This is a genomic window from Streptomyces sp. NPDC050703, from assembly GCF_040654435.1.
In the GTDB taxonomy this organism is placed as follows: domain Bacteria; phylum Actinomycetota; class Actinomycetes; order Streptomycetales; family Streptomycetaceae; genus Streptomyces.
The window spans coordinates 137663-151338 of the sequence record NZ_JBFAHX010000004.1; the positions used below are offsets into that span (position 1 = coordinate 137663).

Here is a 13676-nt window from a genome sequence, read left to right on the forward strand (position 1 = left end):
CGGTCAGGCCTCCGTTCCGGTGCTCTCAGCAGCCGGAGCAGCGGCGGGCGCCTCGGCCTTGGGGGCCTCGGCGGCCGGAGCCGACTGCTGCGGCTTGCGACCGCGACCGCCACGCTCGCCACCGCGGCCACCGCGGGCCGGGCGGTCGTTGCCACCACGGGCCGGGCGGTTGCCGGCGCGGGCAGCGGCGTTCTCGGCGCGGACCTCGGCGATGTTCTTGACGTCGCCCTTGTAGATCCAGACCTTCACGCCGATGCGGCCGAAGGTCGTCTTGGCCTCGAAGAAGCCGTAGTCGACGTTGGCGCGGAGCGTGTGCAGGGGCACGCGGCCCTCGCGGTAGAACTCCGAGCGCGACATCTCGGCGCCGCCGAGGCGGCCACCACACTGGATCTTGATGCCCTTGGCGCCCGCCTTCATCGCCGACTGCATGCTCTTGCGCATGGCACGACGGAAGGAGACGCGGGAGGACAGCTGCTCCGCCACGGCCTGGGCCACGAGCTGAGCGTCGACCTCGGGGTTCTTGACCTCAAGGATGTTCAGCTGGACCTGCTTGCCCGTGAGCTTCTCGAGGTCACCGCGGATGCGGTCGGCCTCGGCGCCACGGCGGCCGATGACGATGCCGGGACGGGCGGTGTGGATGTCCACACGCACGCGGTCACGGGTGCGCTCGATCTCCACCTTCGAGATGCCGGCGCGCTCCATGCCGGACGTCATCATCCGACGGATGGCGACGTCTTCCTTGACGTAGTCCTTGTACAGCTTGTCGGCGTACCAACGCGACTTGAAGTCGGTCGTGACACCGAGCCGGAACCCGTGCGGGTTTACCTTCTGGCCCATTACCGGGTTCCTTCCTTGCTGCTGACGACCACGGTGATGTGGCTGGTCCGCTTACGGATCCGGTAGGCACGACCCTGGGCACGCGGACGGAACCGCTTCAGGGTCGGGCCCTCATCCACGTACGCCTCGCTGATGACCAGCGAAGAGGCGTCGGTGTGGTCGTAGTTGTGCGCGGCGTTGGCAATGGCGCTGTCCAGCACCTTGCCGACCGGCACGCTCGCGGCCTGCGGGGCGAAACGCAGGACCGCCTGAGCCTCCGTGGCATCCATGCCACGGATGAGGTCCACCACGCGGCGGGCCTTCATGGGCGTGACGCGGATGTACCGCGCCTGGGCCCTGGCTTCCATGGTTGTCCCTTCGGTGTTAGTCATAGTCGTTCCACCCCGCGTTAGCGGCGCTTCGACTTCCGGTCGTCCTTGACGTGGCCGCGGAAGGTGCGAGTCGGCGAGAACTCGCCGAGCTTGTGGCCGACCATCGACTCGGTGACGAACACCGGGATGTGGGTCTTGCCGTTGTGCACCGCGATCGTGTGGCCCAGCATGCTGGGGACGATCATCGAGCGACGGGACCAGGTCTTGATGACGTTCTTGGTGCCGGCTTCGTTCTGGGCGTCCACCTTCTTTACGAGGTGGTCGTCGACGAAGGGCCCCTTCTTGAGACTGCGCGGCATCTAAACCCGCTCCTAGCGCTTCTTGTTCGACTTGCGGCGGCGGACGATGTACTTGTTGCTCGCCTTGTTGCGATCACGAGTACGACCCTCCTTCTGGCCCCACGGCGAGACCGGGTGGCGACCACCGGAGGTCTTGCCCTCACCACCACCGTGCGGGTGGTCGACCGGGTTCATCACGACACCACGCACGGTCGGGCGGACGCCCTTCCAGCGCATGCGGCCGGCCTTGCCCCAGTTGATGTTCGACTGCTCGGCGTTGCCGACCTCGCCGATGGTGGCGCGGCAGCGGACGTCGACCAGGCGGATCTCACCGGACGGCATGCGAAGGTGCGCCATGGCGCCTTCCTTCGCGAGCAGCTGCACGGAGGCACCCGCGGAGCGGGCGAACTTCGCGCCGCCGCCGGGCCGCAGCTCGATGGCGTGGATGGTCGTACCGACCGGGATGTTGCGCAGCGCCATGTTGTTGCCGGGCTTGATGTCGGCGCCGGGGCCGCTCTCAATCCGGTCACCCTGCTGCGTACCGCGCGGGGCGAGGATGTAGCGCTTCTCGCCGTCCGCGTAGTGCAGCAGCGCGATGCGCGCGGTGCGGTTGGGGTCGTACTCGATGTGCGCGACCTTGGCCGGCACGCCGTCCTTGTCGTGACGACGGAAGTCGATCACGCGGTAGGCGCGCTTGTGTCCGCCACCCTGGTGGCGAACGGTGATCCGACCGGCGTTGTTACGGCCGCCCTTGCTGTGCAGCGGGCGAACCAGCGACTTCTCCGGCGTGGACCGCGTTACCTCGACGAAGTCGGCTACGGAGGAGCCACGGCGGCCCGGCGTAGTCGGCTTGTACTTGCGGATTCCCATTTCTCAGTCCTCGTCCGATATTCGGACCAGGGCGCTCCGTTAGGAGGCCTGGCCGAAGATGTCGATACGGTCGCCCTCAGCAAGGGTCACGATGGCGCGCTTGGTGTCGGCACGCTTGCCGAACCCGGTGCGCGTACGCTTCCGCTTGCCCTGACGGTTGATCGTGTTGACGCCGGTGACCTTGACCGAGAAGACCGCCTCGACGGCCTGCTTGATCTGGGTCTTGTTGGCGCCCGGAGCCACGATGAACGTGTACTTGCCCTCGTCGAGCAGCGCGTACGACTTCTCGGAGACGACCGGCTTGACGAGGACGTCGCGCGGGTCCGAGAAGGACTTGCTCAGCGGGGTGGGCTCAACGGCGATCTTGCCCTCGGTCGCGATGCGCTTCGCCTTGGCGACGCGCGCGGCCTTGGCGGCCTTCGCGGCCTTGGACGCGATGCTCTGGTGACGGATAGCCATCAGGCTTCGCTCCCTTCGGTCTCATCGGCCTTGGTGGGGCCAGACACGAAGGACTCGAAGGCGGCCTTGGTGAAGACCACGTCGTCCGAGACGAGCACGTCGTACGTGTTCAGCTGGCCCGGCTCCAGGATGTGCACCTGGGGCAGGTTGCGGGCGGAGAGCAGCGACAGCTCGTCCGAGCGCTCGATGACCAGGAGCACGTTCTTGCGCTCACTGACCTTGCCGAGCAGGCTCTTCGCGGCCTTCGTCGAGATCTCGCCCTCGACCACGCCGGAGACGACGTGGATGCGGGAGTTGCGCGCCCGGTCGGTGAGGGCGTGACGCAGGGCGGCAGCCTTCATCTTCTTGGGGGTGCGCTGGGAGTAGTCACGCGGCACGGGGCCGTGGACGACGCCACCGCCGGCGAACTGCGGCGCACGGGTCGAACCCTGGCGCGCGCGGCCGGTGCCCTTCTGGCGGTAAGGCTTCTTGCCACCACCACGGACTTCGCCGCGGGTCTTGGTCTTGTGCGTGCCCTGACGGGCCGCGGCCAGCTGCGCGACGACGACCTGGTGGATCAGCGGGATGCTGATCTTCTCGACGTCGAAGATCTCCGCGGGGAGCTCGACCGTCCCGGTCTTGTCGCCTGCCGGCGAAAGGATGTCAATGGTGCTCATGGGTTACCTCAGGCCCCCTTGGCCGCGGTACGGACCAGGACGAGGCCGCCGTTCGGACCAGGAACCGCACCCTTGATGAGGAGCAGACCCTTCTCCGCGTCAACGGCGTGGACGGTCAGGTTCTGGGTGGTGACCCGCTCGTTGCCCATGCGACCCGCCATGCGCATGCCCTTGAAGACACGGCCGGGAGTGGCACAGCCACCGATGGAACCGGGCTTGCGGTGCACGCGGTGGGCACCGTGGGAGGCCTTGCCGCCGTGGAAGTTGTGACGCTTCATCACACCGGCGAAGCCCTTGCCCTTGCTCTTGCCGGTGACGTCGACCTTGATACCGGCCTCGAACGTCTCGGCGGTCAGCTCCTGGCCGAGGGTGTACTCGCTGGCACCAGCGGTACGGATCTCGACGAGGTGGCGACGGGGGGTCACGTCGGCCTTGGCGAAGTGGCCCTTGAGGGGCTTGTTCACCTTGCGCGGGTCGATCTCGCCGAAGGCGATCTGGACCGACTCGTAGCCGTCGCTGTCATTCGTACGGACCTGGGTAACGACGCAGGGCCCGGCCTTGACCACGGTCACCGGGACGACACGGTTGTTCTCGTCCCAGACCTGGGTCATGCCGAGCTTCTCGCCCAGGATGCCCTTGATCTGCTTGGTCATCTTCTTCGCGCCCTTCAGAGCTTGATCTCGATGTCAACGCCGGCCGGAAGGTCCAGGCGCATCAGCGAGTCAACGGTCTTGGGCGTCGGGTCGAGGATGTCGATCAGGCGCTTGTGCGTGCGCATCTCGAAGTGCTCGCGCGAGTCCTTGTACTTGTGCGGCGACTTGATGACGCAGTACACGTTCTTCTCAGTGGGCAGCGGCACCGGGCCCGCGACCGACGCACCAGTGCGAGTCACCGTCTCGACGATCTTCTTCGCCGAGGAGTCGATGACCTCGTGGTCGTAGGCCTTGAGCCGGATGCGGATCTTCTGTCCCGCCATGGCTACTTAGTAGTCCTTCGTCTCGAACGCTCTGGCTCCCGTTAGGCCCTTTTTTCTACTTCCTCCGACCCACGCGGTCGGGCGTGTCGCAGTCCCGCTCACACAGTTCTCCCGAAGGAGAATCCCTGCTAGGGGCTGCGGCCCTGATGACCGCGGGTCCGGGGGAAGAAACCCACCGGGCGCCTGGCTGAACCACCGCGCTGCACTTCCCGAAAGATTCCCGTACGTCCGCCGAAGCGCTGCCTACGGACCCTGTGGGGCCCTTCGGCAGATAAGGCGACGAGTACTGTGGGACTCGCTTCCGGTCCTCCCGGCGGGAGGCGCGCAGCATCGGCACTCAACCGAGCAACCAGGACAGTCTGCCATACGGGGCATGTCCGGTGCCAATCGAGCCGTAGAGCGTACCCGGTGGGTGACGGAGATCAAACCCGGGGTGCGGCCCGGTGCGGCGCCGCCGGTCCGGCAGGGTGGGCGTGACGATCCGCCCCCTGACGAGACGGAAGCCCCGCAGTGAGTGAAGCAGCCGCGCCGGAACCGCGTTTCGTTCCCCGCCGCCACATCAACCCCCGCTTCGCGGACGACATGGCGTTTACGCAGGTCAGCGGCCCTGCGTCGTACGCTTCCTCGACCGCTCGCCCCGTCCGCTACGTGGCGGTGGCGGACGAGCGCGGCGTGGTCACCACCTACGTATGGGCGTGCGACGAGGACGACGCGGCGGGGTGGGTCGTCCGCGGGGACGCCGGGACGCGGGCCCGCGACGACAGCCGCTGGATGCTGTCCCTGCGCGAGGGCAAGGCGCGGGGCGTGGCCCCCACGGTGGTCCTGGGCGAGCTGGTGGCCTCCCCGTCGGCGGTGCCGGGATCGCTGACGACGGCTCCGAGCCTGGAGGGCCTCTACGACCTGGCGGACGTGCCGCTCCCCGCCCCGCGGTGGCGCTCGGCGCGCGGGGCCCTGCTCGGCCTGGCCCTGGGTGACGCGATGGGCCGCCCCCTGTCGTCCCTCTCCCTGGACCGCATCGGGGAGGTCTACGGCGCCTGGGAGTCGATGGAGCTGCCGCTGTCCGACGACGGCGCCGTCCGCGTCTCCGACCAGACGCAGCTGTCGCTGGCGGTCGGCGAGGCGCTCGCGGGGGTGGCGGTCCCGGCCCGGCTCCCGGAGGCGGAGGCACGCCGGGCCCTGACGACGCGCGGCGCGCTCCCGGCCCCGCCGTGGCTGACCCCGCCGGCGGTGACGACGGCCCTGCGCACGCACCTGGTCCGCTGGCGGTACTCCCCGGACAACGACCGCTCCCCCGGCCGTACGACGCTGGCGGCGTGCGAGGCCCTGGCGCGGCCCGTCCCCTGGCAGGAGGCGACGGCGGCCGGCTCGAAGGGCTGCGCGGCGGTGGTGCGGGCGGCCGTGGTGGGCCTCGCCCCCCGCCTCTCCCCCGACCGGCGCTCGGGCATCGCCCAGCTCCAGGCGGCCCTCACGCACGGCCACCCCACCGCCCTGGCCGCGAGCGACCTCGCGGCCCACGCGGTGCACCTCCTCCGCCACCGCTGCGCCCCGGCCGACCTCCTGCCGGAGCTGCGCCTGCACGCGTCGGCGTCCCGCTACACGTACCGCGCGGACTGGCTGGGCGACCTCGCCCCCCGGGCCGACGCGGCGTCGTTCACCGCGATGGGCTGGGACGAGTGCGTGGCGGCCCTGGACGCGGCGGAGGCGGCGCTGGGCAGCGGGGCGGAACCGGGGGCGGCGGCGGGCGCGGGCTGGACGGCGGACGCGGTGCTGGGCGGCGCCGTGTACGCCTTCCTCACCACGGACGCCCACCCGCGCCACACCCTGCGCCGGGCGTCGCACACCTCGGGCCCCTCGGCGGCGACGGCGGCACTGGCGGGGGCCTTGGCGGGGGCGTACCGGGGCCCGTCCGGCTGGCCGCCGGAGTGGGTGGCGGCGGTGGAGTACGGGGAGCGGCTGGGGGCGTTGGGCGGGGCGTGGGACAGGGACTGAGCGGCGGGGCCGCGCCGCTGGCCGCGCACGGCGTGTCGCGAGACTTCCCTGCGCTGCCCGCCGCTCGACCAACACCACCGGGCCACGCCACATGGGGTGACGGCTGGGATCAGCTCCCGGAGGCGTAGGCCACGAAGTCGGCCCATGCCGGACCGCCGACGGCGAAGTGGGCACCCTGCGCGACCTTGGAGTCCCGGACGTGCACGGCACCACGACCCCGGGCCACCTCGACGCAGTCGCCTTCGTTTCCGTCGCTGCTGTAGCTGCTCTTGCTCCAAACCAGCTCGGGAATGCCTTGCGAGGAAACCTTGCGGATCATGTCTCTCCCAGCACTTGCTCGATGAAGGTCAGCGTCTCCCGTGGCGAGAGCGCCTCGGCTCGGATGATTCCGTACCGCATCTCAAGGATTTGGAGCTGCTTCGGGCACGTCACCGGGCGGCCGTTGAAGGCACCTTCTGAGCGCCCCACTGCTGTACCGTCCCGGAACTTCAGCACCTCGATCCTCCCGTCCATCCCTGGATGAGCTTCGCGGCAAGTCGGCATGACCTGAAGGGTGACGCTGCGCAATTGCCCGATCATCAGCAGGCGTTCGAGCTGCCGACGCCATTCCATTGTGCCTCCGATAGGACGCCTGAGAGCGGACTCCTCCTGAACGAAACTCAGCACCGGGGCGGGCACCCTCTCGTATATCGACTGCCGCGCAGTCCGCGCCGCAGTCATGCGCTCCACCTCATCTCGCGTGTAGGCGGGTTGCCGTGCCTCGAACAACGCACGTGCATGCCCCTCTGTCTGCAACAGCCCGTGCAAGCCGTGCGCCACATAGGCACCGATCTCGACGGCGCGTGCCTCCATGTCCGCCAGATCCCGAACCCTCTTCGGATACCTGGCCTCCGCCACGTCCCCCTTCATCGCCGCGACGGAACCCCCCGCCCCCAGCACCTCATCCGCCTTGTCCAGGTACTCGGCCCGGGGAATCCGCGTCCCGCCCTCGACCTTGTAGACCAGCCCCTCCCCGTACCCCATGGCCGCAGCGAACTCGGCGGCGCGCATCCCCGCGGCCTCCCGCCGGGCCCGCAGCTGCCGCCCGACGAACGCGACGATCGCCGCGCCCTGCTCGTCCTCCGGGTCGACCTCCCACCCGGGCTCCTCCGGCTCCCGCTCACCCTCCGCCGCCGTCGACCGTTCCACGCGACCGCCTCCCGCCTCGTCGAGCCTCCGCTACGTACGGTCAACGCCACACGCACCGGGGACGGCCCGCTGTACGGCCGGTACAGCCCTGGACAGAGCCAGTACAGTCACTGTACGCAGCCGCGGTGTCACTGGGCAGCGTAGAAGCAGAAGGCCACGCTGAGTGACGTGAACCGAGAAGCCGCCGAACTGGCCCGCACCACACGTCACTTCCATGTCCTGCTCTCCCCCACGCCCCGCGGGGCCCGCCTCGCGCGCCTCCTCGCGACCGAGCAGTTGCGCTCCTGGGGGCTGCCCCTGGACCCGGCCCGTCAGATCGTCGCGGAGCTGTCCGCGAACGCCGCCGCGCACGGCCGCGTCCCTGGCCGCGACTTCCGGCTGGGTCTCCACGCGACAGCCCACGTCCTCCGCATCGAGGTCACGGACACCTGCCCCGACCGCCTTCCCGCGCCCCAGTGTCCCGAGGCGACGTCCGAGTCGGGGCGGGGCCTGCTCCTGGTGGAAGCGCTGGCGCACCGCTGGGGCGTGGCGGAGGGCCCGTATCCCCGTAAGACGGTCTGGGCGGAGCTGAGTCTCACGGCACCGGAACGCGATTCCCCGTGCTTCGGCGGCCCCGGCGCCTAACCCCTGAAGAACCGGGAGGGAAAGAACCGCACCAAGCCCCACCAGGCCCCGCTGTCACCCGCCTGGGCCCGCTCACTCCCCCGGGTGAACATCACCCGCTGGGCTGGCTTTCGAGCCCCCCGGCTCCCCTACGCTCAGCGCCAACGGCCGACGTCGCGCATATGCCGGGACGCCACGCCCCCCAGACATACGACGGCCCCCGCCGGGACTGGCATCCCACATGGCGAGGGCCTGACCACCAAGGAAGCAACAACCTTCCCGATGGACACCCGAAACCCTAGCGCGCCCCGGCACGCCACGTCCGCCGACGGCGGCAACAAACCCCCCGCAAGGACGACCACGCGCTCCCGAAGCACAGCGCTTCCCGCCGCTGCCCGGCGGCAGCCCTCCGGCATCGTCCACGAGAACACCCGCCACACCACCCGCTTCACGGTGATCGGCAACCACCTCACGCAGCACCAGGAGCTCTCCCTCCTGGCGATCGGCCTGGCCTGCCACATCCAGTCGCTGCCCGCAGGGGCCCGCGTCGACATCAAGTCACTGGCGGCCCGCTTCCCCGAGGGAGCGACCCGGATCTCCGCGGCCCTGCGCGAGCTGGAGACCCATGGCTACCTGCGCCGAGACCGCGAGCGCACCGCGTCCGGCCGCGTCGTCACCCGCACGACCTCCTGCAACCAGCCGGGCGTAACCCGTCGCCAGGCGCCGCCACCGAAGCCCCGTGCCGAGCCGCGTCCCGCGGAGGACGTGCCGCCGACGACGCAGACAGCGCCGCGCAGAGCCCCTCGCCCCCTCCCAGCGGTCCCGCACCCCGTCCGCGCGGCCGGGCCCCTGTTCGACGAGGCGGTAGAGCTCCTGACGTCCCTGCGGCACCACGACCCGCGCCTGGTCCTGACCGCCCGCGACACGGCCCACCTGGCCGCAGGAGTGGGCGCCTGGCTGGAGCGCGACGTCACTCCCGAGGCCGTACGCCACGCCCTGACGCACGACCTGCCCCCGACGGACCTGCGCCGCCCGGCCGCCCTCCTGGCCCACCGCCTGACAGCCCTCCTGCCACCCGCCCCGGCCTACGACGCCCCGTCGCCGCCCCCGCCCCCTCTCCACACCTGCGAAGACTGCGACCGCGCCTTTCGCGCACCGGAACCAGGCCGGTGCCGCGACTGCCGATCCGGGTCCGCGGGGGCCACCTAGCATGAACGTGACGACCCTTGCCCCTGGGCACAGCAGAGGAGCGCACGCCATGACCATCGCCTCGGACAGTGCACCGCAGGGCAGCCCGCACTACCGGGCCATGCGTGAGCTTGTCGAGCAAATGGACGACCGGATCTCCGGCAAGTTCGAAATCACGAAGCAAGGGATCGTCCACGACATGATGTCGCCGAGCAAGCCCCACGAGCTCACCGCGCTACGGCTGCGCAGGCGTCTGGAGTCGGTGATGCCGGAAGGCCGCCTCGTGCACACCGGGGCACCCGACGTGGAGGACGTCTCCGAGGGTGTGTTGCGGCTGCCCGACGTCATCCTGATCGACGAGACGGACATGGAGGGCGAGGGCCCCTTCGACCCTCGCACCCTCATCGCCGCCATCGAGATCGTCTCGCGCTCGAACCCCGAGAACGACTGGGTCGGCAAGACCCGCGACTACCCGCTCCTCGGCATCCCGGTGTACGCGATCTTCGACCCCCGTACCGGCACCGGGGCCGTCCTGTCGGACATCCACCCCACCCCCGAGGGCCCGCGCTACGCCACCCGGAAGGACTTCCTCTACGGCGAGGACGTCAGCATCGCCGACTACACGATCTCGTCCGAGGGCCTGCCCCGCTATCAGTGACCCACCAGTCGCCGCCGACGACACGCGAAAGGGCCCGTACGACCGAAGTCGTACGGGCCCTTCCGTTAGTGCTTGTACTGCGATGCGCTCAGTTCAGAGCAACCGGGTTACCCCGATCCGCAAGCAAGTCGGGAGGACTTACTTGTTGATCTTGGTGACCTGGCCGGCGCCGACGGTCCGGCCACCCTCACGGATGGCGAACTTCAGGCCCTCTTCCATCGCGACGGGCTGGATGAGCTCAACGGTCATCTCAGTGTTGTCGCCCGGCATGACCATCTCGGTGCCCTCGGGGAGGGTCACGACGCCGGTCACGTCGGTGGTGCGGAAGTAGAACTGCGGGCGGTAGTTGTTGAAGAACGGGGTGTGACGGCCACCCTCGTCCTTCGACAGGATGTAGGCCTGGGCCTCGAACTCGGTGTGCGGCGTGACCGAACCGGGCTTGATGATGACCTGGCCGCGCTCGACGTCCTCGCGCTTGATGCCACGGAGGAGCAGACCGACGTTCTCACCGGCCTGGCCCTCGTCGAGCAGCTTGCGGAACATCTCGATGCCGGTGACCGTGGTGGTGGTCTTCTCGGTCTTGATGCCGATGATGTCGACGGTCTCGTTGACCTTCAGGACACCACGCTCGATACGACCGGTGACGACCGTGCCACGACCGGTGATCGTGAAGACGTCCTCGATCGGCATGAGGAACGGCTTGTCGACGTCGCGCTCCGGCTCCGGGATGGCGGAGTCGACGGCGGCCATGAGCTCGAGGACGGAGTTGCCCCACTCCTTGTCGCCCTCAAGCGCCTTGAGCGCCGAGACCTTGACGACCGGAACGTCGTCGCCCGGGAACTCGTACTCGGAGAGGAGCTCACGGACCTCGAGCTCGACGAGCTCCAGGATCTCCTCGTCGTCCACCATGTCGGCCTTGTTCAGGGCGACGACGATGTACGGAACGCCGACCTGGCGGGCCAGGAGCACGTGCTCCTTGGTCTGCGGCATCGGGCCGTCGGTGGCGGCGACCACGAGGATGGCGCCGTCCATCTGCGCGGCACCCGTGATCATGTTCTTGATGTAGTCCGCGTGACCGGGGCAGTCGACGTGGGCGTAGTGACGCGCCTCGGTCTGGTACTCGACGTGCGCGATCGAGATCGTGATACCGCGCTGGCGCTCCTCGGGAGCCTTGTCGATCTGGTCGAAGGCCGAGGCCTCGTTCAGGTCGGGGTACGCGTCGTGCAGCACCTTGGTAATGGCGGCCGTGAGGGTCGTCTTACCGTGGTCAATGTGACCGATGGTGCCGATGTTGACGTGCGGCTTAGTCCGCTCGAACTTCGCCTTCGCCACTGGGTCCTCCTGTGGAGTGGTTCTGTACGCCTTGCTTCATCGGCGCCAGGTGATCTTTGCTGGGAAGCCAGCCGCCGGGGTTCTCGCCCTGCGGGGTCGAACCCCGGCGGATGGTGTCAAGCCTAAAGCGTGAACTCGGGTGAGTTACTCGCCCTTGGCCTTCGCGATGATCTCCTCGGCGACGTTCCGCGGAACCTCGGCGTAGGAGTCGAACTGCATCGAGTAGCTTGCGCGACCCGAGGTCTTGCTGCGGAGGTCGCCGACGTAGCCGAACATCTCCGAGAGGGGCACGAGGCCCTTCACGACGCGGGCACCGCTGCGCTCCTCCATGGCCTGGATCTGGCCACGGCGGGAGTTGATGTCACCGATGACATCGCCCATGTAGTCCTCGGGCGTGGTGACCTCGACGGCCATCATCGGCTCAAGCAGCACGGGGGACGCCTTGCGCGCGGCCTCCTTGAAGGCCTGCGATCCGGCGATCTTGAAGGCGAGCTCGGAGGAGTCGACCTCGTGGTAGGCGCCGTCGAGAAGAATGACGCGGACGCCGGTCATCTCGTAGCCCGCCAGGATGCCGAACTGCATGGCCTCCTGCGCACCGGCGTCCACCGACGGGATGTACTCCCGCGGGATACGGCCACCGGTGACCTTGTTCACGAACTCGTACGACGCGTCGCCGCCCTCGATGGGCTCGATCGCGATCTGCACCTTCGCGAACTGACCGGTACCACCGGTCTGCTTCTTGTGGGTGAAGTCCACGCGCTCGACGGCCTTGCGGATCGTCTCGCGGTAGGCCACCTGCGGCTTGCCGACGTTCGCCTCGACGCGGAACTCGCGCTTCATGCGGTCGACGAGCACCTCAAGGTGAAGCTCGCCCATACCACCGATGATGGTCTGGCCGGTCTCCTCGTCCGAGTGAACGCGGAAGGAGGGGTCCTCCTCCGAGAGACGCTGGATGGCGACACCCAGCTTCTCCTGGTCACCCTTGGACTTCGGCTCGATGGCGACCTCGATGACCGGCGCCGGGAAGTCCATGGACTCCAGGATCACCGGGTTCTTGTCGTCACTGAGCGTCTCACCCGTGGTGGTCTGCTTCAGGCCCATGACGGCGACGATGTCACCGGCGCCCACCGAGTCGATCTCCTCACGCTTGTTCGCGTGCATGCGGTAGATCTTGCCGATGCGCTCCTTCTTGCCCTTGACGGAGTTCAGCACCGCGGTGCCGGCGTCCAGGCGACCGGAGTAGATCCGGACGAAGGTGAGCTTGCCGAGGTGCGGGTCGCTCGCGATCTTGAACGCGAGGGCCGACAGCGGCTCGTCGTCCGACGGCTTGCGCTTGACGACCTGCTCCGGGTCCTTGACGTCGTGGCCCTCGATGGCCTCGACGTCCAGGGGGGAGGGGAGGTAGCGCACGACGGCGTCGAGCAGGGGCTGGACGCCCTTGTTCTTGAACGCCGTACCGCAGAAGACGGGGGTGACGGTGGTGTCGCCGCCCTTGCCGGAGGCGATGGTGATGCGACGGATCGCCGCGTACAGCTGCTCCTCGGTGGGCTCCTGGCCCTCCAGGTACAGCTCCATCATCTGCTCGTCGTTCTCCGCGACGGCTTCGAGGAGCTTGCCGCGGTACTCCTCGGCAGCCTCGGTGTGCGTGTCGGGGATGTCGACGATGTCGTAGGCCTCGCCCATCTTGGTCTCGGCGGACCAGACGAAGGCCTTCATGGTGACGAGGTCGACGACGCCCTTGAAGTCAGCCTCCGCGCCGATGGGCAGCTGCATGACGATCGGGGTCGCACCGAGGCGGTCGACGATCATGTCGACGCAGCGGTGGAACTCGGCACCGGTACGGTCGAGCTTGTTGACGAAGCAGATGCGCGGGACGCCGTAGCGGTCCGCCTGACGCCACACGGTCTCGGACTGGGGCTCAACACCGGCGACGCCGTCGAACACCGTCACGGCACCGTCGAGCACGCGGAGCGAACGCTCCACCTCGACGGTGAAGTCGACGTGGCCCGGGGTGTCGATGATGTTGATGGTGTGGTCGACGTCGTTCAGCGGCCAGTGACAGGTGGTGGCAGCAGAGGTGATCGTGATGCCACGCTCCTGCTCCTGCTCCATCCAGTCCATCGTGGCGGCGCCGTCGTGGACCTCACCGATCTTGTACGACACACCGGTGTAGAACAGGATCCGCTCGGTGGTCGTCGTCTTGCCCGCGTCGATGTGGGCCATGATGCCGATGTTGCGCACCTTGGCCAGGTCAAGTGAAGTGGTAGCCAT

At 68.8% G+C, this 13676-nt stretch carries 16 protein-coding genes; 4 read left to right on the forward strand and 12 right to left on the reverse strand.

Annotated elements, in window-relative coordinates; translation table 11 throughout:
- Nucleotides 1–3: 3 nt before the first annotated feature.
- The 8 genes from rpsC to rpsJ are packed head-to-tail and all read right to left on the reverse strand — an operon-like array spanning nucleotide 4 to nucleotide 4447.
- Nucleotides 4–837, reverse strand: coding sequence for a 30S ribosomal protein S3 (rpsC, locus tag AB0I16_RS05410; protein ID WP_055564829.1), 834 nt, complete (start codon nucleotides 835–837; stop codon nucleotides 4–6).
- Nucleotides 837–1184, reverse strand: a complete 348-nt coding sequence (gene rplV, locus AB0I16_RS05415) for a 50S ribosomal protein L22 (RefSeq protein WP_004571827.1) — start codon at nucleotides 1182–1184, stop codon at nucleotides 837–839. Before rplV ends, rpsC begins: the two co-directional genes overlap by 1 nt.
- A gap of 41 nt (nucleotides 1185–1225) precedes the next feature.
- On the reverse strand, nucleotides 1226–1507 hold the full coding sequence (rpsS, locus tag AB0I16_RS05420) for a 30S ribosomal protein S19 (RefSeq protein ID WP_062775140.1): 282 nt from the start codon (nucleotides 1505–1507) through the stop codon (nucleotides 1226–1228).
- A gap of 12 nt (nucleotides 1508–1519) precedes the next feature.
- Nucleotides 1520–2356 carry a 50S ribosomal protein L2 gene (rplB, locus tag AB0I16_RS05425; protein ID WP_062775138.1) on the reverse strand — a complete coding sequence of 279 codons (837 nt, stop codon included), beginning with the start codon at nucleotides 2354–2356 and terminating at the stop codon, nucleotides 1520–1522.
- 39 nt (nucleotides 2357–2395) lie between these two features.
- A complete protein-coding gene (gene rplW / locus AB0I16_RS05430; protein WP_055564827.1) occupies nucleotides 2396–2815 on the reverse strand; it encodes a 50S ribosomal protein L23 in 420 nt (139 codons plus the stop codon).
- Entirely contained in the window at nucleotides 2815–3471 is a 657-nt protein-coding gene (rplD, locus tag AB0I16_RS05435) for a 50S ribosomal protein L4 (protein WP_363247990.1), read from the reverse strand. Before rplD ends, rplW begins: the two co-directional genes overlap by 1 nt.
- A gap of 8 nt (nucleotides 3472–3479) precedes the next feature.
- Nucleotides 3480–4124 carry a 50S ribosomal protein L3 gene (gene rplC, locus AB0I16_RS05440; RefSeq protein ID WP_030782583.1) on the reverse strand — a complete coding sequence of 215 codons (645 nt, stop codon included), beginning with the start codon at nucleotides 4122–4124 and terminating at the stop codon, nucleotides 3480–3482.
- Nucleotides 4125–4138: 14 nt separating this feature from the next.
- Nucleotides 4139–4447, reverse strand: coding sequence for a 30S ribosomal protein S10 (gene rpsJ / locus AB0I16_RS05445; RefSeq protein WP_003948644.1), 309 nt, complete (start codon nucleotides 4445–4447; stop codon nucleotides 4139–4141).
- Nucleotides 4448–4957: 510 nt separating this feature from the next.
- Here rpsJ and AB0I16_RS05450 point away from each other — a divergent pair.
- Nucleotides 4958–6436, forward strand: coding sequence for an ADP-ribosylglycohydrolase family protein (locus tag AB0I16_RS05450; protein WP_363247991.1), 1479 nt, complete (start codon nucleotides 4958–4960; stop codon nucleotides 6434–6436).
- Nucleotides 6437–6545: 109 nt separating this feature from the next.
- Here the strand turns inward: AB0I16_RS05450 and AB0I16_RS05455 are convergent, their stop codons facing one another.
- Nucleotides 6546–6755, reverse strand: coding sequence for a DUF397 domain-containing protein (locus AB0I16_RS05455; RefSeq protein ID WP_363247992.1), 210 nt, complete (start codon nucleotides 6753–6755; stop codon nucleotides 6546–6548).
- Nucleotides 6752–7624, reverse strand: a complete 873-nt coding sequence (locus AB0I16_RS05460; RefSeq protein ID WP_363247993.1) for a helix-turn-helix transcriptional regulator — start codon at nucleotides 7622–7624, stop codon at nucleotides 6752–6754. The genes AB0I16_RS05455 and AB0I16_RS05460 overlap by 4 nt, the downstream gene beginning before the upstream one ends.
- A gap of 168 nt (nucleotides 7625–7792) precedes the next feature.
- Between AB0I16_RS05460 and AB0I16_RS05465 the strand changes: the two genes are divergently transcribed.
- From AB0I16_RS05465 to AB0I16_RS05475, 3 genes are all read left to right on the forward strand, one after another.
- Nucleotides 7793–8248 (forward strand): ATP-binding protein, encoded by a 456-nt coding sequence (locus AB0I16_RS05465; protein WP_363247994.1) that lies wholly within the window; start codon nucleotides 7793–7795, stop codon nucleotides 8246–8248.
- Between the two features lie 261 nt (nucleotides 8249–8509).
- A complete protein-coding gene (locus AB0I16_RS05470; RefSeq protein ID WP_363247995.1) occupies nucleotides 8510–9436 on the forward strand; it encodes a helix-turn-helix domain-containing protein in 927 nt (308 codons plus the stop codon).
- A 49-nt stretch (nucleotides 9437–9485) separates the two neighbouring features.
- The gene (locus AB0I16_RS05475) at nucleotides 9486–10073 is read left to right on the forward strand and encodes a Uma2 family endonuclease (protein WP_363247996.1); all 588 of its coding nucleotides are present in this window, start codon (nucleotides 9486–9488) and stop codon (nucleotides 10071–10073) included.
- Between the two features lie 138 nt (nucleotides 10074–10211).
- Here the strand turns inward: AB0I16_RS05475 and tuf are convergent, their stop codons facing one another.
- Nucleotides 10212–11405, reverse strand: coding sequence for an elongation factor Tu (tuf, locus tag AB0I16_RS05480; protein WP_062775123.1), 1194 nt, complete (start codon nucleotides 11403–11405; stop codon nucleotides 10212–10214).
- A 144-nt stretch (nucleotides 11406–11549) separates the two neighbouring features.
- The gene (gene fusA, locus AB0I16_RS05485; RefSeq protein ID WP_363247997.1) at nucleotides 11550–13676 is read right to left on the reverse strand and encodes an elongation factor G; all 2127 of its coding nucleotides are present in this window, start codon (nucleotides 13674–13676) and stop codon (nucleotides 11550–11552) included.